We start from the raw sequence: 16,182 nt of genomic DNA on the forward strand, positions 1-16,182 counted from the left end.
CCGTCCGGATGCCGACGGGGCGACGACGCGGCGCGTCAGGCGAAGGAGCGCATGCGCAAGAGCTTGGCGGCGGTCTCCGGGTCGGTGGGGCCCTCACCGAAGGAGGGGCACCAGCGGGCCAGTCCGCACGCCCCACAGGCGGGCCTGCGGGCGTGGCAGACGCGGCGCCCGTGCCAGACGACGCGGTGGGAGAGCATGGTCCAGTCCTTGGGCGGGAACAGGCCGCCGATGGCGTGCTCGACCTTGACCGGGTCCTCTTCGTCGGTCCACCCGAATCGACGGACGAGACGCCCGAAGTGGGTATCGACGGTGATTCCGGGCACATCGAAGGCGTTACCGAGGAGTACGTTTGCGGTTTTCCGTCCCACACCCGGTAGTTTGACCAGGTCGGCGAGGTTCCCAGGGACCTCGCCGCCGTGCTGCTCGCACAACGCGGACCCCAGGCCCACGAGGCTGTTCGCCTTGGCCCTGAAGAAGCCGAGAGGTCGGATGATCCCCTCAAGTTCGTCACGGTCGGCGGACGCGTAGGCCTCGGCGTCGGGGTAGTGCGCGAACAGGGTGGGGGTCACCTGGTTGACCCGCTTGTCCGTGCACTGGGCGGACAGGATCGTCGCGACCAACAACTCCAACGGGGTCGTGAAGTTCAGTTCGCAGTGGGCGTCCGGGTAGAGCCCGGTGAGTTCCCGGTACGTCCTGCGGGCGCGACGGACCAGCGCGAGACGGCTCTCGCCCGTGGGGGTGCGCTCTGGAATGTTCGCGTTCGTCGTGTCACGGGGCATCGTCACAGGGTAGGGGGCCGTGGGGATCCGCGCGGATCCGTGGGACCCCACCCGCTCGCGGGACGGAGGACGACCGACGGGATTATGTAACCAATGTCCCGGTGGCACGGCGCGGAGATCCCTGCTGGAAGCCGATCACGACTAAGATCGCAGAGGCTGACGTCTGCCAGTCGTGGGCGCGGGTCTCCCGGCGGACAAGCCGAGGTAACGACCTGGTTTCACACCCGGGTGCGATATACGTCACACTGTTGGCGGTCAGGTTTTAGTAGGAGGACGTGTGGTGGACGACATCAACGAGGTTCTGCGCAAGGCCCCCTTGTTCGAGGCCTTGGACGAGGAGGACACGGCTGCGCTGCGCTCCTCGGTCAACGAGGTGCGCCTGGGTCGTGGACAGACCCTGTTCAACGAGGGCGACGAGGGCGACCGCCTGTACGTCATCCTCAGCGGGAAGGTGAAGCTGACCCGCACGGCCGTGGACGGCCGCGAGAACCTGCTCGGGGTGCTCGGCCCCGGCGAGATGTTCGGCGAACTGTCGCTGTTCGACCCGCGCCCGCGCACGGCGAGCGCCGTCGCGGTGACCGACTCCGTCCTGGCCGGACTGGGCCACGACGACCTGCGCCCGTTCCTGTCCATCCGCTCCCAGGTCTCGCTCCAGCTGCTCAAGGCCCTCGCCGAGCGTCTGCGCCGGACCAACGACGTGATGGCCGACCTGGTCTTCACCGACGTGCCCGGCCGTGTGGCCAAGGCCCTGCTCGAACTCGCCGAGAAGTTCGGCAAGGAGGGCGACGACGGCCTGCACGTCCACCACGACCTCACCCAGGAGGAACTCGCCCAGCTGGTCGGCGCCTCCCGTGAGACGGTCAACAAGGCCCTCGCCGAGTTCGCGCTGCGGGGCTGGCTGCGGATCGAGGCCAAGGCCGTCGTCCTGCTGGACGTCGAGCGCATGCGCCGCCGCGCCCGTTAGGTCGGCGACGCCCCGGCCCCGCACGGCGGGAGCCCCGGGCCGGCGGGCTCCGGCCCGCGTCGAATCCCCTCGTCGGGAATCGCGCGGACCGGAGCCCGTCGCCGTTTCCGCGGCGGAGGTTCGAGAGGGTGCGGCTCAGACCTCGACGCCGTCGGGCAGGCGTCCGTTCACGGCCAGGTAGCGCAGTTGAGCGCGGACCGACGACATCGCCGCGAACCGGATCTGCTCGGTGATGTCCGGGTACACCCGGTCGACGATCTCCTCCACCCGCACGGCACCCGCGGCCACCGCCTCCAACACCTGGCCGAGCCGGGACTCGCGGTGGTCGATGTAGGAGTCCAGCGCCGCGGCGGGCGTGGTGATGATCGGCCCGTGCCCCGGCAGCAGGGTGCGCACCTGCTCCTCGCGGACCAGGTCGCGCAGCCGGTACAGCGACTCCATGTAGGGCCCCAGACCGTCGTCGCCGTCGATGACGGTGCTCCCATGCCCCAGGACCGTGTCGCCGGTGAGGATCGCGCCGTCCGCCTCCACCAGCAGGCAGATCGAGTCGTCGGTGTGCCCGGGGGTGGCCAGCACCCGCAGCCGCAGACCGTCGACGTCCAACACCTCACCGTCGGTCAGGCCCCGGCCGCCCACCCGCAGGTCCGGGTCGACGGCGTGCACCGGGGCCCCGGTGAGTTCGGAGAAGTAGCGCGCGCCCTCGGTGTGATCGGGGTGCCGGTGGGTGAGGATCGCCATGAGCACCTGGGCGCCCTGTTCCTGCACGGTGCGCGCCACCCGTTCGAGGTGCCGCTCGTCGTGCGGGCCCGGATCGACCACCACGACCCCGCGGGCACCGGGCTCGCGCAGGATCCAGGTGTTGGTCCCCTCCAGGGTCATCGGCCCCGGGTTGGGGCACAGGACGCAGCCGGCGCGCAGTGTGCCTGAACCGTCGATCCTCATCGCACCTCACTCAACTGGGAAGGGGATAGTCGATCCCGTCGGGGGCGAAGACACGGAGCCGACCGTCGACCACGCGCACTTCGGGCTCAATGGCGACGATATCCCGTTTCGCGCTCCTCACCCCGGCCAGGGTGCCGCACTCGGCCACCTGACCGCAGGTGACCAGGGTCGGCGGCAGCATCGGCATCCGCCCCCGCGCCCACTCCTCCTCCACGAGCGCCGGGTCGATCCACCGGGTCAGGTCGGCCTCGCCGCCGACGTCCCGGGAAAGCTGGCCCCGCGGCAGTTCGGCGGCGAAGAACCAGGTGTCGAACCGGCGCTTCTCACCGACCGGGGTGATCCACCGCGACCAGGCGCGCAGCCACTCCGAGCGCAGTACCAGACCGCGACGGGACAGCACCTCGGTGAAGGAACGGGAACGGTCGATCAACCCCAACCGGTCCCGTTCCCACTCCTCCGACGTCGTGTCGAGGACGAGGCCGTCGCTCCCCGGCCCACCGGCCAGGAGCACGCCGGTCTCCTCGAAGGTCTCGCGGACCGCCGCGCAGACCAGGGCCCGTGCCCGGGGCACGTCGACGCCGAGCACGGCCGCCCACTCCTCGGGGGACGGCCCCGTCCAGGGCAGGTCACCGGCCGCGTCGCGCTCGTCCACCCCGCCACCGGGGAAGACGTAGGCGCCGGGGGCGAAGCCCATGGAGCGGACCCTGCGCATGAGCAGGACCTCCATGCCCTCGCCCGCCCGGCGCAGCAGCACCACCGTGGCGGCCGGACGGGGCACCGGGGCCCCGCCCTGCTCCGAACCGCTCGACATCGTTCCCTCCTCGCTCCTCAGACGACTTCGACGATCATGTCGACCTCGACCGGCGAGTCCAACGGCAGGGCCGCCACACCGACCGCCGCGCGGGCGTGCACGCCGGCCTCGCCGAACACCTGGGCGAGGAGGTCGCTGGCCCCGTTGATGACGCCGGGGTGCCCGGTGAAATCGGGTGCGCTCGCCACGAAGCCCCCCACCTTGACGACGCGGACGACGTTGGACAGTTCACCGACCTCGGAGCGCACCGCGGCGATCGCGTTGAGCGCGCACAGCGCCGCCAGCTCCCGCGCGGCCTCCGGGGTGACCTCCGCGCCGACCTTGCCGGTGGCGGGCAGCTTCCCGTCCACGAACGGCAGCTGGCCCGAGACGTACACGTGGGATCCGCTGCGCACGGCCGGAACGTAGGAGGCCACGGGGGCCGCCACCGGCGGCAGGGTCAGTCCGAGTTCGGTGATCCGCTCTTCCGGGGTGGCCATCTAGAGTTCCCGCTTCATGTAGGCGACGTACTGCTGGTTGCGCGGGTCGGTGCCCTCGGGCAGGGGCGCGGGAACGACGGAGACGAGTTCCCAGCCGTCGGCACCCCAGTTGTCGAGGATCTGCTTGGTGGCGTGCGACAGCAATGCCACCGTCTGGTACTCCCACTTGCTCATGTGGTCACTTACCCCCTGTGCGGTGCGCCCGGCTGGTCCGGGCACGTCGACGCCGCCACATTACTCACCCCGGCCGCCCACCGTGCGAGGCGAGGACACCCGCATAGACTCCGTGGGGTGAGCGAGCACGAACACGGACCACGGGAGCCCGGTCGGACGTGCGCCGGGGCCCGACTGCACATCGTCACCGGCAAGGGCGGGACCGGGAAGACGACGGTGGCGGCGGCACTGGCCCGGGCCCTGGCCTCCGACGGTGGCCGGGTGCTGTTGGTCGAGGTGGAGGGACGGCAGGGCGTCTCGACGCTGTTCGGTCTTCCGCCGTTGCCCTATGAGGAGCGCGAGATCGACTCCGTGCCCGGCGGCGGCAGCGTCTTCGCACTGGCTGCGGACGCCGAGGCGGCGCTCATGGAGTACCTGGAGATGTTCTACGGGATACGCCGGGCCGGGCAGGCGCTGACGAGGCTGGGCGCCGTCGACTTCGCCACCACCATCGCCCCCGGGCTGCGGGACGTGCTCCTGACCGGCAAGGCCACCGAGGCGGTGCGCCGACGGGAGGGCGGTCGGCGTCGCCCGGAGGGCCCCTTCCGTTACGACGCGGTCGTCATGGACGCGCCGCCCACCGGTCGGATCGGCCGGTTCCTCAACGTCAACTCCGAGGTGGCCGGGCTGGCCCGGGTCGGTCCGATCCGCAATCACGCCGACCGGGTGATGGAGGTGATCCGTTCGGAGCGGACCCGGGTGCACTTCGTGTCGTTGCTGGAGGAGATGCCCGCCCAGGAGACCCGCGACGGTATCGCCGAGATCTCCGACCTGGGGTTGCGCGTCGGCATGGTCGTCGTGAACATGGTGCGCCCGTCCCTGCTCTCGGAGGCCGGGCTGGCCACGGCCGCCGCGGGCGAGATCGACCTGGAGGCGTTGGCCACCGGTTTGAAGGCGGCCCGCCTCGACGACGCCGACGCGCTCTCCGTCTCGCTGGCGCGTGAGGTGACCGCGCACGCCCTGCGGGTGCGCCTGGAACGGCGGGTGCGCGGGGAACTCGCGGACACGGGCGCGCCGATGCTGGACCTGCCCCTGATGGAGGGCGGAATGGGACGGGCCGCACTGGAGGCACTGACCAACCGCATGATCGAACAGGGGGTGCGCCCGTGAGCGCCGAACGCCTGGACGTGGACGCGCTGCTCGACGATCCCTCGACGCGGATCGTGGTGTGCTGCGGCGCGGGCGGGGTCGGCAAGACCACCACGGCGGCGGCCCTGGGCCTGCGGGCCGCCGAACGCGGCCGGCGCACGGTGGTCATCACCGTGGACCCCGCCCGGCGACTGGCGCAGTCGATGGGGTTGGCGTCGTTGGACGACACCCCGCGTCCGGTGCCGCTGCCGGAGGGGGCCACCGGGAGCATGCACGCGATGATGCTGGACATGAAGCGGACCTTCGACCAGGTCGTCGAGGAGCACGCCGACCCGGAGCGGGCCCGGCAGATCCTGGCCAACCCCTTCTACCAGACCCTCTCCACGAGCTTCTCCGGCACGCAGGAGTACATGGCGATGGAGAAGCTCGGACAGCTGCGCCAGTCCGGGGAGTGGGACCTGATCGTGGTGGACACCCCGCCCAGCCGGTCCGCGTTGGACTTCCTGGACGCACCGAAACGGTTGGGGCGGTTCCTGGACGGACGACTGGTCAGGTTCCTGAGCGCCCCCGCGCCCAGTGGGGCCTTCCGGTTGTTGGGCGCCGGTGTCGGGCTGGTGACGTCGATCCTGGGCAAGGTCCTGGGGACGCAGCTGTTGAACGACCTGCGAGCGTTCGTGACGGCGTTCGACACGGTGTTCGGAGGGTTCCAGGAGCGCGCGGAGCGCACCTACCGTTTGCTCCAGGCGCCGGGGACGGCGTTCGTGGTGGTGGCGGCGCCCGAGGCCGACGCCCTGCGGGAGGCCTCCTACTTCATGCGACGGCTGGCCACCGACGCGATGCCGCTGGCGGGGTTGGTGATCAACCGCACCCATCCGCTGCCACAGGGGGCGGGCGCCGGTTTGGACGCGGACACGGCGTCGGCGTCGGCGGACGCGTTGGCCGCCGCCGGGGAGCACCCGGAGACCGTGGCGGCACTGCGGTTGCACGCCGACCTGGTCCGCACCCACCTGCGCGAGCGGGAACTGCGGGACCGGTCGACGGCCGACCATCGGGAGGTCCCGGTGGTGGAGGTGCCCGCGCTGCCCGAGGACGTGCACGACCTGGACGGCCTGCGGGGCATCGGGAGGGCCCTGGCCGGCGGGTGAACCCCGGCCGGCGCGGTCGCGCCGGCCGTACCGCACCGTCCGACGCGGCGACCTCAGTCCGCGGAGGCCGCGTGGGTCTCGGCGTAGCGGACCAGATCACGGACGAGGTCCTCGTCACCCTCGCGCCGGACCTCGTCCAGGACCGGCGCCCAATCGGTGACCTGGGGGTGCTTGCGCAACAGGGCGCGGCGTTCGCGTTCGGTCATGCCGCCCCAGACACCGAACTCCACCCGGTTGTCCAACGCGTCCACCAGGCACTCGGTGCGCACGGGGCAGTCATGGCAGATGAGTTTGGCGCGGTTCTGCGCCGACCCCTGAACGAACAGTGCGTCGGGGTCGATCCTGCGGCAGCGTGCCCGGGTCGTCCACTGGTCAATCCACATGTGCGCTGTTCCCCCGTGGTGAGCCGCGGCCGCGGGAGCCCGGCGATCCGTGTGCTCCGAGCGGTTGCCGGGAAAGGGTAGGCTCCGGCTGACGAGTGGGACGGACGGAGATCCGCCCCGTTGTGCAAAAAGTTACGGACTCCGGGGCCGTCGCGACAGAACCCACTCGACCCACTTTCCATCCCACCGAATATGGTCCGCTCGGGCCATTGCGCGGACGGTGTCGACCCTCCACCTGTGATGACCCGGTGCCCCTTCGTGACCGAACCGAAGGGTGTAGAGGCTGCGATAACACGTGAAAAGATGTTTTGGGGGCAGAGCCCGCGCGGTGCCGTGGGCGTTTCGGTACGCCCGAGCACCATCCGTTCCACAGCGCCCCTCTCGGCGCTCATGTGGTCACCTAATCTGATGGGGTGGGTCAGGGGACATTGCTTCAGAGAATCAGCCAACTGGTCGTCGTCAGTGCCATCGCCGGACTCCTGGTCGCCGCGTTGGCACTGCCCGCCGTCGGTGGTGTCGGCATCACCGCCCGCAACGTCGCCGCCGGCTTCCTCGACATGCCCGGCAATCTGGAGACGCCGCCTCCCCCGCAGCGCTCCACCATCTATGACAGCGAGGGCGGTGTCATCGCGGAGATCTTCGATCAGAACCGCGAGCTCATCTCCCTCGACGACGTCTCCCCGGTGATGGTCGACGCCATCCTCTCCATCGAGGACGCCCGCTTCTACGAGCACGGCGGCCTGGACGTGTCGGGCACGCTGCGCGCGGCCCTGCGCACCCTCGGCGGCAACACCGAGGGCGCCTCGTCCATCACCCAGCAGTACGTCAAGAACGTCCAGATCGAGGCGGCCACCTCCCAGGAGGAGCTGGAGACCGCTCGCGAGGAGACGATCGCCCGCAAGATCCGGGAGCTGCGCTACGCGATCGCCCTGGAGAAGCGGATGACCAAGGACGAGATCCTTGAGGGCTACCTCAACATCGCCTACTTCAGCGATGGCGCCTACGGCGTCGAGTCGGCCGCACAGCACTACTTCAAGGTCCCCGCCAGCGAGCTGGAACTGCACCAGGCCGCGACCATCGCCGGCCTGGTCCGCTACCCGTACCTGTACAACCCGCGGTTCTTCCCCGAGCAGACCGTCGAACGCCGCAACGTGGTGCTCGACCGCATGGTCGCCTCCGGGGCCATCACCGAGGCCGAGGCCGAGGAGGCCAAGGCCGAGCCGCTGGAAGTGGACCTGGACACCCCGCCCAACGGGTGCGTGCCCAGCAAGCAGCCGTTCTTCTGCGACTACGTGGTCCAGGAGATCGAGAAGGACGATCGCTTCGGCCCCAACGAGACCGAGCGGGCGCGCTGGCTGCGCACCGCCGGCCTGGAGATCCACACCACCCTGGTGCCGCAGACCCAGAAGTCCGCGCAGGAGGCGGTGGACAAGTGGGTGCCGCGCAAGAACGAGTCCCGCAAGGTCGCGGCCGAGGTCGTCATCCAACCGGGGACCGGCCGCATCCTCGGCATGGCGCAGGGGCGCAACTACGGCCCCGACGAGAGCAAGCTCGGCGAGACCTCCATCAACTTCGCCACCGACGCCGATCGGGGCGGCAGCAGCGGGTTCCAGGCAGGGTCGACCTTCAAGGCGATCACCCTGGCCGCGGCGCTGGAGGAGGGGATGCCGTTCAGCACGGCGTTCAACTCGCCCACCAAGGTGTCCGTGTCGGGGCAGCGCAGCTGCAACGGCGGATCCCTGTCCACCTGGGAACCGAGCAACGCCGGTGACACCGCCTCGGGCACCACGCACAACATGGTCTCGGGCACCAAGGCGTCGTCCAACACCTACTTCGCGCAGTTGCAGGCCAAGGTCGGCATCTGCGACGTGATGGAGATGGCCGAGAAGCTGGGCCTCAAGCGCGCCGACGGCACCCTGTTCACCGAGAACGAGAACTCGCTGGCCAACAGCAGCTTCACCCTGGGCAGCGAGGAGGTGTCCCCGCTGCGGGTCGCCAACGCCTACGCCACGTTCGCCTCGGGCGGCATGTACTGCGAGCCGCAGGCCATCACCACGATCGAGGACAAGCAGTCCGACACCACGATCGAGATCGAGCCCGAGTGCGAGCGGGCGCTGGACGAGGACGTCGCCCACGGCGTCTCCTACCTGCTGTCGCAGACCTTCAACGGCGGTACCGCGAGCGCCTTGGGCATCGGTCGCCCGGCGGCGGGCAAGACCGGTACCACCGACGGTTCCGCGGCGGCCTGGTTCGCCGGGTTCACACCTCAGATGGCGGCGGCGGTGTTCGTCGCCGACCCGCGCGGTCCGCAGCAGTACCCGCTGACCAACGTCACCATCGGCGATCGCTACTTCCCGGTGGTGTACGGGGCGACGATCTCCGGGCAGATCTGGAAGGAGACCTTCCAGGGCGCGCACGAGGGACTGGAGGTGAAGCAGCTGCCGTCCGCGCCGGGCCGGTTCGGTTCGACGTCGGTGCCCAGGCCTCCCTCACCCGAACCGGACGACGACCCCAGCCCGGCGTCCGACGACGGCGGTGTGCCCGACGTGGTCGGCCAGACCGAGTCCGAGGCCGTGAGGCTCCTGGAGGCGGCCGGCTACGAGGTGAACGTGTCCGCCACCCGCCTCAACTCGTCCGAGCCCGAGGGCGCGGTGGCCGCGGTCAACCCCGACCCCGGGACGCGCCTGCCGCGCGGGGCCACGGTCAACGTGTTCCTGAGCCAGGGCGGTGGGACCGCGGGAACCACCGATGACGACGACGGATGGTTCCGGGTGCGACCGGCGCACACGCCGACGACCGGACCACGGGACTGACCGGAGCACGACGAGGGGGCCGCGGCGCACGCCGCGGCCCCCTCGTGTGCGCGGGGTGTCAGCCCGCCAGCTGCCGCTTGACCTCGGCGGCCACCCGGGAGCCCTCGGCCCGGCCGGCGATCTTCGGGTTGACGACCTTCATGACCTGGCCCATGCCCCTGGGTCCCTCCGCGCCCGTCTCCCGGATCGCGTCGGAGATCATGGTGGCCAGCTCCTCGTCGGTGAGCTGCGCCGGCAGGTAGTCGGAGATGACCGCGCTCTCGGCCCGCTCGGCCTGCGCCTGCTCCGGCCGACCGCCCTTCTCGAACGCCTCGGCGGCCTCCCGGCGCTTCTTGGCCTCGCGGGTCAGCAGCGTGACGACCTCGTCGTCACCGAGGACGCGCTGGGTGGAACCGGCGGCCTCCTCGGTGGAGATCGCGGCCAGGACCATGCGAAGGGTGCCGGTGCGCACCTTGTCACGCGCCTTGATGGCGGTGGTCAGGTCGCTCTTGAGACGGTCTTTGAGTTCGGACATGGGCCGATCCTACGGTGGCGGCGGGCGGACCCACCAACGTTTTGTGCACGGGCGACGCGGATCTGAGACGATCAGCGGGGGTGCGGGGACGCCGATTCGCGACCGCTCCGTCCCGCACGGGGCACGCCGACCAATGGCACCGCATCCCTGAGCCGGGCCCGATGAGGAAGAAGGCGGCATGGGCATCGACAAGGGACGACTCCTGCGCAACGTGGGCCGTACGGCGGCGATCACGGGGGCCGTCGGGGTGGCGGGGCTGACCTACGCCTCGGTCATCGAGCGCAACTGGTTCCGGTTGCGCCGGTACGAGCTTCCCCTGCTGCCCCCGGGCAGCCCGCGACTGCGCGTCCTGCACCTGTCGGACGCGCACCTGACGCCGGGGCGCCGGATGCTCATCGACTGGATCCGGGGCCTGGAGAGGTACGAACCGGACCTGGTGATCAACACCGGCGACTCGCTGGCGCACCCGGAGGCGGTGGAGCCGTTCATCGACGCCCTGGGGCCGCTCCTGGACCGGCCGGGCGCGTTCGTGTACGGATCCAACGACCTGTTCTCCCCCCAGTTCAAGAACCCGGCCCGCTACCTGTGGCGGACCAGCAAGGACGACTACCGCAAGCGCCGGGTGCCGGACCTGCCCTGGCGCGAACTGGGCGCGGCGATGTCCGGGTCGGGGTGGCTGGACCTGAACAACCGGAAGGGGTCGCTGAAGGCCGGCGGACTCGGTGTGGCGCTGGCGGGTGTGCACGACTCGCACATCAAGCTGGACCGCTACGACGAAATCGCGGGAGCGGCCGACCCGACCGCGGACCTGCGGCTGGGCGTGCTGCACTCGCCGGAGCCGGCCAACCTGGACCGGTTCGCGGCCGACGGATACCAGCTGATGCTCGCGGGTCACACCCACGGCGGCCAGCTGTGCCTGCCGTTCTACGGGACTCTGGTCACCAACTGCGGGATCGACCGACCGCGGGCGTGGGGGCTGAACGAGTACGCGGGGGCGTGGTTGCACGTGTCCGGCGGCCTGGGCACCTCGCCGTACGCGCCGGTGCGGTTCTGCTGCCGCCCGGAGGCATCACTGCTGGACCTCGTGGCCGGCCCCGGGGGCGGTTGAGCGACGTCACCGATATCGATTACCCGAGCACTCCCCATGTCCGCTAGACTTGGGCTCGTTGCTTCGGGGTGTAGCGCAGCTTGGCAGCGCGCTTCGTTCGGGACGAAGAGGTCGTGGGTTCAAATCCCGCCACCCCGACTGTGAAGTAGCAGGCGAGAGGCTTGATCGCGGACATCCGCGATCGGGCCTCTTCTTGTTTGACCGTGGTTCGACCGTGAGATTGAACGTCACGAGATGGCCGCGACCGGCCACCCCCGACACCGCGCGATCCTCAATGATCGACGTCCGCCGCCCCGATCACGCGCAGCAGATCCGCCGTGGGGACACGGTAGAGGCCACCGATCCTGACTACCCGGCATGGGAAGTCATCGCAGCGCGCCGGCTCGTACGCCTTCGTACGACCGATGCCGAGGATGCTGGCGGCGGTCATCAGGTCGATGGTGGGTGGAAGTTGTCTGAGTTCATCCAGGGTCAGAGCCACAAGGCCTCCAGAGAAGTCGATCTGTCGACTTCGGAAAGCTCACTGCCACGACGCCGCCCCACATTTGACAGCGGTCGCGAGCGACACGTGTCGGGGACCCATGGTCCACCCCTGCACCCATACTGATCTGGGAGGCCACATACGCAGGGGTAGCCCCTCATAGGGACGGGGGCAACGACCGGTTCAACGGCCACCCGGTTGACGTAGGTGGGCAATCGCTGAGACCGCCATCCGTAGTGTCGCCCCGTGCCTTCCTTTGTCATCACCTCCCGTCCGTCCCGTGCGAGCGCTCCTGCCCACTTGTTGCGATCGAGACGGACTTCTCGGCTCACTGGCACAGGAAAAAGACCCAGCCGTGTGCACAACTGAGCTTCGTGTGGCTGATGGGGTCGGACGCCAGCTACCGGTCTCGGGCCTCGTGCATCCACTCCAGGGGACCACGCGCCAGAGCTTCCTCCGCGAGGCGCTTCGCCGAGGCGGTCTTGAGAGCGGCCAGGGACGTGTCGATCCACGCCTGCGTGTGCGTGTTGCCCTGCTCTCGGTACTCCACGGCCTGCAACAGACATTCGAACTTGTCCGCGTCGCGTGCGCAGCGGGCCTCCAACGACTCCTTGGCCTCGTACTCCCCGACCACAGAGCCGATCACCTCCGCCAGCGGTTCCGGAAGACCGGCCGTCTGGTCTGCGGTCACCTCGGTGTTGGGTGCGGCCTTGAGGTAGCGCTTGCCAACGTAAGGGATGTCCATCACCCGGGTTTCCTGGGTGTCGTGGAACAGCGCAAGGAACGCCGCTCGCTCGGGGTTCGCACCTTCGAGCGAGGCGATCACCGCAGCGACGACGGCCGTGCGGTGCGAGTGGTCCGCGATGGACTCGGGGTCCGTCACCCCGGCGATCTGCCAGCCCGTGCGCTTGTAGCGCTTCAGCAGGCCGATCTCGTACAGGAAGTCGACGGTGCTGGTGTCCTGCTCGTCTGCCATGGGGCTCCTCTACCTCCGCTGTGCCATCCGAAGAGCGTAGAGGACGGCCTCCAGTTCGCGTCGGGATCGCTGTGAAACCGTCCCCTCGTCCAGAAGGCGGAGCACGATCGGAGTCGTGCTCGCCGCGTTCCTGTCATCCAGGAGGCCCGGCTTGCGGATGATGAGTGCCCACAGGCTGTGGACGACGATGTCGACATAGGGATTCGCGGGGTCGAGCTTGCCCGTGAGGTGATTGAGCATGCGATCGCCCCGCCAGGCGTCCACGTCCAACTCGACCATGAACGTGTCGGCCAACTGTGGATCGGCCACCTCGCCCAGCCAGTACGCCCAGTAGTTCAGGTTGGCGGTCTCACACGCATCGGTGGACACGTGCGCGTCGATGAACTCGGGAAGCGCCTCCGTATCCCCCTTCCGGGCCAGTGAGTGGGCACCGGAGCGCACGACCGCCCATGAGGGCGACCACTCCGCGGCGGCGCGAAGACGGCGCTTCTCCGCTCCCTGCATCACAGCTAGCCATTCGGCGGTCTCCGCAGAGGTGTCGAACCCCGTCACGTAGTGCGCCTGCCGACGGAGGAGAGACCCCTTCACCGTGTCGCGTGACGCCTGTTCGGCCGCAGCCCTCAAGTGCGCGCTTATGTGCTGGCGCTCATCCGCCGCCAGTTCGGGACCGCTGCCCGTCGGCCCACGCCTGACGGATGAACCCGTCTCCGCGAGAACTGCCGGAGCGACCCCGATGAACGGCCAGGCCACCAGGTCGGTGAACGGCCTCGTGATCACCCACGTGGCGAGCGGATGGCTCTCAAGGTCGACCGTGCGCCCTGCTCCGAGCACGTATCCCAGGAAGCGGTCGGCTTCCAGTGCCGTGTCGAGTTGCGTGAGCAGGCGGGGAGCGGCCCCGAGCCGGTGCAGGAGGTGCCGCAGCCGGAAGTACTGGCCAGTGCTGACCGCCATCAGCGGGCGCCGTCCGGACTCCCATCCCTGAAGGGTGCTCACGTCCACGCCGATCCGTTCGGCAAGGGACTCCTGCGTGTGCCCGACCGCCCTCCGGAGGGCCTTGAGGACGTGGCCGGACACCCGCCCCTCGCGTTCGGAGTCGGGCGCGGCGGAGAAACCCTGACCCGTGGTCAGTGTTGGTCGGCTGTTCTTCGGCATGGGGGCCTCGAAGGGGGTTCGGACTCGTACTGGCAGTCACTTCGACCAGGCATGACCGCTCCGTAACGTCACCACCACGATAGAACAGCCGACTGGGACACAGGGTGAGGTTGATGACCCAGAACCCCCGACAGACCGCCTTGGTACCCACTTGCTCCGTACGGCTCCCGGGCACCGGGGAGAACGTGGTCGAGGCCCGACGCTTCACCGTCACGACCTTGAGGGAAACGGAGGCTGACGTTCCCGAGGACGTGGTGGACCGGGCGGAACTCCTCGCCTCCGGGCTGGCGACGAACGCGATCCGGCACACGCGCAGTGGAGACGACGGAGAGAGCTTCGTCGTGGTGGTCATCGCCGAACCGGGGCTTGTGCGGGTCACCGTCCGTACCGGGGAACCACGTGATCCCGCCCGGGCTCCAGTAGTACGCCATGCGACCCCTCTCGCGGAGTCCGGGAGAGGGTTGGCACTGGTGGACACGTTGGCCGACGAGTGGGGAGAGCTGCCCTGGCCTGAATGCGGTGTCTTCTTCCAGCTCACGTGGACGGAGGACTCACGACGATGACCTACGAACTCAACCCCAGCGCCGCCCTGTACCGGGCACGGCGCGAGTTCACCCACTACGAACTGATGAAGGTGCACGACCCCTCTGGGTCCCCCGAGTACATCGCCGTGCTCAAGTCGAACGCACTCCACACCGGACACGCAGTGTTGGTGTGCGCTGGCGACGTGGACGAGTTGGGCGCTGTCCTGCGTGCTCAGGGTCCTCCCCGTCTCCCCCGCCGTTCCGAGCACCGGGCGCGATGATCACGGGCTGCTCGTCACTCCCGCGCTTCACGACTCGGACGGTTGCGGATGCGGGAGAGGGCGTCGAGGGCGGTCTCGTCAGCGTCGGGGAGGGTGTGCAGGTAGCGCGCCGTGGTGGCGATGTCGGCGTGGCCGAGGCGTTCCTTCACGATCTGGAGGTCCGCGACGCCAGCGAGCAGCCACGAGGCGTGCGCGTGGCGAAGGTCGTGCATACACAGACCGATGCCGATGTCGGCCGCCTTGAGGGCGGGCTTCCAGGTCTGGCGACGGAACCAGTCTGACGAGATGTGCCCATCGGTGTCGGGGTCCGAGGAGACCTGGGATCGTCCTTGCGCTCCGAACGTCGCCGCGCCCGGTACAAGGCGTGGGCGTCCTCAAGGTGTCGGACGGGCCTCCGCCCCGGCCCCGCAGTGTACGCCGGGGCCGGGGCCGGGACCCGTCCACCGGGAGGGATCAGGCGAGGGCGGGGTAGTCGGTGTAACCGCGGTGGTCGCCGCCGTAGAAGGTGGGGCGGTCCGGGGTGTTGTAGGGGCCGCCGGCGCGGATGCGATCGGGCAGGTCCGGGTTGGCGAGGAACAGGGTGGCCAGCGACACCGCCTCGGCCAGGCCGCCCTCGATGGTCTCCTCGGCGCGCTCGGGGGTGACCGGGCCCGCGTCCGGAACGGGGTGCGGGTTGAGGATGAGCGAGCCGGACCACGCGGAGCGGACGAGGGCGGTCAGGCCCCGGTCCCCGGTCTCGCCGACGTGGAGGAACGCCAGCGGGGGCAGGGCGGACAGGAGCACGGGGTAGAGGTCGGCGGCGTCGCTCTCGGCGATGTCGTTGTAGGGGTTGGCCGGGGAGATCCGCAGGCCCACGCGATCGGCCCCGACGGCCTCGGCGACAGCGTCGACGGTCTCGACGACGGCGCGGGAGCGCCCGGTGGGGGAACCCCCGTAGGAGTCGGTGCGCCGGTTGGCGTTGTCGGCGAGGAACTGGTGGAGGAGGAATCCGTTGCCCGCGTGGACCTCCACCCCGTCGAACCCGGCGTCGACCGCGTTGCGGGCGGCCCTGGCGAAACCCTCGACGGTGCGGGCGATGTCGTCGGCGGTGAGTTCGCGGGGAACCGGGTACTCCAGGGCGCGGCCCGGGGCGTAGGCCCGACCGGCGGCCCGTACCGGGGAGGGCGCGACCGGGTGGTGGCCCTCGTGGTTGAGGTCCGGGTGGCCGATGCGCCCGGCGTGCATGAGCTGGGCGACGATGCGTCCGCCGGCGCGGTGCACGGCCTCGGTGACCGGACGCCAGGAGGCGACCTGGGCGTCGGTGTGCAGGCCCGGGGTGTCGATGAAGCCCTGGCCGACGGCGTCGGGGTGGACGCCCTCGGTGATGATCAGCCCGGCTCCGGCGCGCTGGGCGTAGTACTCGGCGGTGAGCGCGGTGGCGCGACCGTCCGGGGTGGCGCGGTTGCGGGTCATGGGCGCCATCACCAGGCGGTTGGCGAGGGGGATCTTGCCGAGGGTGGTGGGGGTGAAGAGCCGGGACACGGCGGTC

At 70.0% G+C, this 16,182-nt stretch carries 19 protein-coding genes and 1 tRNA gene; 8 read left to right on the forward strand and 12 right to left on the reverse strand.

Features of this window, described 5'->3' with window-relative positions; genetic code table 11:
• Window positions 1–35: 35 nt before the first annotated feature.
• Window positions 36–779: an endonuclease III gene (nth, locus tag RM479_RS21230; protein ID WP_311513527.1), complete on the reverse strand. Its 744-nt coding sequence runs from the start codon at window positions 777–779 to the stop codon at window positions 36–38.
• A gap of 277 nt (window positions 780–1,056) precedes the next feature.
• Between nth and RM479_RS21235 the strand changes: the two genes are divergently transcribed.
• On the forward strand, window positions 1,057–1,743 hold the full coding sequence (locus RM479_RS21235) for a Crp/Fnr family transcriptional regulator (protein WP_274812301.1): 687 nt from the start codon (window positions 1,057–1,059) through the stop codon (window positions 1,741–1,743).
• A gap of 135 nt (window positions 1,744–1,878) precedes the next feature.
• On the opposite strand, the gene RM479_RS21240 is transcribed toward RM479_RS21235, so the two are convergent.
• Genes RM479_RS21240 through RM479_RS21255 form a run of 4 tightly spaced genes read right to left on the reverse strand, consistent with a single transcriptional unit; the run spans window position 1,879 to window position 4,149 of the window.
• On the reverse strand, window positions 1,879–2,685 hold the full coding sequence (locus RM479_RS21240) for an MBL fold metallo-hydrolase (RefSeq protein WP_311513528.1): 807 nt from the start codon (window positions 2,683–2,685) through the stop codon (window positions 1,879–1,881).
• 10 nt (window positions 2,686–2,695) lie between these two features.
• Window positions 2,696–3,496 carry an NUDIX hydrolase gene (locus RM479_RS21245; protein ID WP_311513529.1) on the reverse strand — a complete coding sequence of 267 codons (801 nt, stop codon included), beginning with the start codon at window positions 3,494–3,496 and terminating at the stop codon, window positions 2,696–2,698.
• 17 nt (window positions 3,497–3,513) lie between these two features.
• Window positions 3,514–3,975: a RidA family protein gene (locus RM479_RS21250; RefSeq protein ID WP_311513530.1), complete on the reverse strand. Its 462-nt coding sequence runs from the start codon at window positions 3,973–3,975 to the stop codon at window positions 3,514–3,516.
• Window positions 3,976–4,149, reverse strand: a complete 174-nt coding sequence (locus RM479_RS21255) for a DUF4177 domain-containing protein (protein WP_013156298.1) — start codon at window positions 4,147–4,149, stop codon at window positions 3,976–3,978.
• Window positions 4,150–4,266: 117 nt separating this feature from the next.
• Between RM479_RS21255 and RM479_RS21260 the strand changes: the two genes are divergently transcribed.
• On the forward strand, window positions 4,267–5,298 hold the full coding sequence (locus RM479_RS21260; protein WP_311513531.1) for an ArsA-related P-loop ATPase: 1,032 nt from the start codon (window positions 4,267–4,269) through the stop codon (window positions 5,296–5,298).
• Window positions 5,295–6,422: an ArsA family ATPase gene (locus RM479_RS21265; RefSeq protein ID WP_311513532.1), complete on the forward strand. Its 1,128-nt coding sequence runs from the start codon at window positions 5,295–5,297 to the stop codon at window positions 6,420–6,422. Before RM479_RS21260 ends, RM479_RS21265 begins: the two co-directional genes overlap by 4 nt.
• 53 nt (window positions 6,423–6,475) lie before the next feature.
• Here RM479_RS21265 and RM479_RS21270 read toward each other — a convergent pair whose 3' ends face one another.
• Complete coding sequence (locus tag RM479_RS21270; RefSeq protein ID WP_274812295.1) at window positions 6,476–6,805, reverse strand: WhiB family transcriptional regulator; 330 nt, start codon at window positions 6,803–6,805, stop codon at window positions 6,476–6,478.
• Window positions 6,806–7,233: 428 nt separating this feature from the next.
• On the opposite strand from RM479_RS21270, the gene RM479_RS21275 reads away from it, so the two are divergent.
• Window positions 7,234–9,618 carry a penicillin-binding protein gene (locus RM479_RS21275; protein ID WP_311513533.1) on the forward strand — a complete coding sequence of 795 codons (2,385 nt, stop codon included), beginning with the start codon at window positions 7,234–7,236 and terminating at the stop codon, window positions 9,616–9,618.
• Window positions 9,619–9,676: 58 nt separating this feature from the next.
• Here RM479_RS21275 and RM479_RS21280 read toward each other — a convergent pair whose 3' ends face one another.
• Window positions 9,677–10,132 (reverse strand): GatB/YqeY domain-containing protein, encoded by a 456-nt coding sequence (locus RM479_RS21280; RefSeq protein WP_274812294.1) that lies wholly within the window; start codon window positions 10,130–10,132, stop codon window positions 9,677–9,679.
• Between the two features lie 178 nt (window positions 10,133–10,310).
• Between RM479_RS21280 and RM479_RS21285 the strand changes: the two genes are divergently transcribed.
• Both RM479_RS21285 and RM479_RS21290 read left to right on the forward strand, forming a co-directional pair.
• Window positions 10,311–11,240: a metallophosphoesterase gene (locus tag RM479_RS21285; protein WP_311513534.1), complete on the forward strand. Its 930-nt coding sequence runs from the start codon at window positions 10,311–10,313 to the stop codon at window positions 11,238–11,240.
• Window positions 11,241–11,304: 64 nt separating this feature from the next.
• Window positions 11,305–11,378, forward strand: a tRNA-Pro gene (locus RM479_RS21290).
• A gap of 133 nt (window positions 11,379–11,511) precedes the next feature.
• On the opposite strand, the gene RM479_RS21295 is transcribed toward RM479_RS21290, so the two are convergent.
• The 3 genes from RM479_RS21295 to RM479_RS21305 form a co-directional block, all read right to left on the reverse strand.
• Window positions 11,512–11,721 (reverse strand): MerR family transcriptional regulator, encoded by a 210-nt coding sequence (locus tag RM479_RS21295; RefSeq protein WP_274812275.1) that lies wholly within the window; start codon window positions 11,719–11,721, stop codon window positions 11,512–11,514.
• A gap of 400 nt (window positions 11,722–12,121) precedes the next feature.
• Entirely contained in the window at window positions 12,122–12,697 is a 576-nt protein-coding gene (locus RM479_RS21300) for an HD domain-containing protein (protein WP_311513535.1), read from the reverse strand.
• A 9-nt stretch (window positions 12,698–12,706) separates the two neighbouring features.
• Window positions 12,707–13,849 (reverse strand): helix-turn-helix transcriptional regulator, encoded by a 1,143-nt coding sequence (locus RM479_RS21305; RefSeq protein WP_311513536.1) that lies wholly within the window; start codon window positions 13,847–13,849, stop codon window positions 12,707–12,709.
• A 113-nt stretch (window positions 13,850–13,962) separates the two neighbouring features.
• Between RM479_RS21305 and RM479_RS21310 the strand changes: the two genes are divergently transcribed.
• Window positions 13,963–14,412, forward strand: coding sequence for an ATP-binding protein (locus RM479_RS21310; protein ID WP_311513537.1), 450 nt, complete (start codon window positions 13,963–13,965; stop codon window positions 14,410–14,412).
• The gene (locus tag RM479_RS21315; RefSeq protein ID WP_311513538.1) at window positions 14,409–14,654 is read left to right on the forward strand and encodes a hypothetical protein; all 246 of its coding nucleotides are present in this window, start codon (window positions 14,409–14,411) and stop codon (window positions 14,652–14,654) included. Before RM479_RS21310 ends, RM479_RS21315 begins: the two co-directional genes overlap by 4 nt.
• A 14-nt stretch (window positions 14,655–14,668) precedes the next feature.
• On the opposite strand, the gene RM479_RS21320 is transcribed toward RM479_RS21315, so the two are convergent.
• Both RM479_RS21320 and RM479_RS21325 read right to left on the reverse strand, forming a co-directional pair.
• Window positions 14,669–14,866 (reverse strand): tyrosine-type recombinase/integrase, encoded by a 198-nt coding sequence (locus tag RM479_RS21320; protein WP_311513539.1) that lies wholly within the window; start codon window positions 14,864–14,866, stop codon window positions 14,669–14,671.
• A 241-nt stretch (window positions 14,867–15,107) separates the two neighbouring features.
• Window positions 15,108–16,175, reverse strand: a complete 1,068-nt coding sequence (locus RM479_RS21325) for an alkene reductase (RefSeq protein ID WP_311513540.1) — start codon at window positions 16,173–16,175, stop codon at window positions 15,108–15,110.
• Between the last annotated feature and the right edge of the window lie 7 nt (window positions 16,176–16,182).

It is taken from the genome of Nocardiopsis lambiniae (assembly GCF_031845465.1).
In the GTDB taxonomy this organism is placed as follows: domain Bacteria; phylum Actinomycetota; class Actinomycetes; order Streptosporangiales; family Streptosporangiaceae; genus Nocardiopsis; species Nocardiopsis lambiniae.

Coding starts and splice junctions, on each gene's coding strand:
- nth (WP_311513527.1), bottom strand. CDS start 779: ATGCCCCGTGACACGACGAACGCGAACATTCCAGAGCGCACCCCCACG.
- RM479_RS21240 (WP_311513528.1), bottom strand. CDS start 2,685: ATGAGGATCGACGGTTCAGGCACACTGCGCGCCGGCTGCGTCCTGTGC.
- RM479_RS21245 (WP_311513529.1), bottom strand. CDS start 3,496: ATGTCGAGCGGTTCGGAGCAGGGCGGGGCCCCGGTGCCCCGTCCGGCC.
- RM479_RS21250 (WP_311513530.1), bottom strand. CDS start 3,975: ATGGCCACCCCGGAAGAGCGGATCACCGAACTCGGACTGACCCTGCCG.
- RM479_RS21255 (WP_013156298.1), bottom strand. CDS start 4,149: ATGAGCAAGTGGGAGTACCAGACGGTGGCATTGCTGTCGCACGCCACC.
- RM479_RS21270 (WP_274812295.1), bottom strand. CDS start 6,805: ATGTGGATTGACCAGTGGACGACCCGGGCACGCTGCCGCAGGATCGAC.
- RM479_RS21280 (WP_274812294.1), bottom strand. CDS start 10,132: ATGTCCGAACTCAAAGACCGTCTCAAGAGCGACCTGACCACCGCCATC.
- RM479_RS21285 (WP_311513534.1), top strand. CDS start 10,311: ATGGGCATCGACAAGGGACGACTCCTGCGCAACGTGGGCCGTACGGCG.
- RM479_RS21300 (WP_311513535.1), bottom strand. CDS start 12,697: ATGGCAGACGAGCAGGACACCAGCACCGTCGACTTCCTGTACGAGATC.
- RM479_RS21305 (WP_311513536.1), bottom strand. CDS start 13,849: ATGCCGAAGAACAGCCGACCAACACTGACCACGGGTCAGGGTTTCTCC.
- RM479_RS21310 (WP_311513537.1), top strand. CDS start 13,963: ATGACCCAGAACCCCCGACAGACCGCCTTGGTACCCACTTGCTCCGTA.
- RM479_RS21315 (WP_311513538.1), top strand. CDS start 14,409: ATGACCTACGAACTCAACCCCAGCGCCGCCCTGTACCGGGCACGGCGC.
- RM479_RS21320 (WP_311513539.1), bottom strand. CDS start 14,866: ATGCACGACCTTCGCCACGCGCACGCCTCGTGGCTGCTCGCTGGCGTC.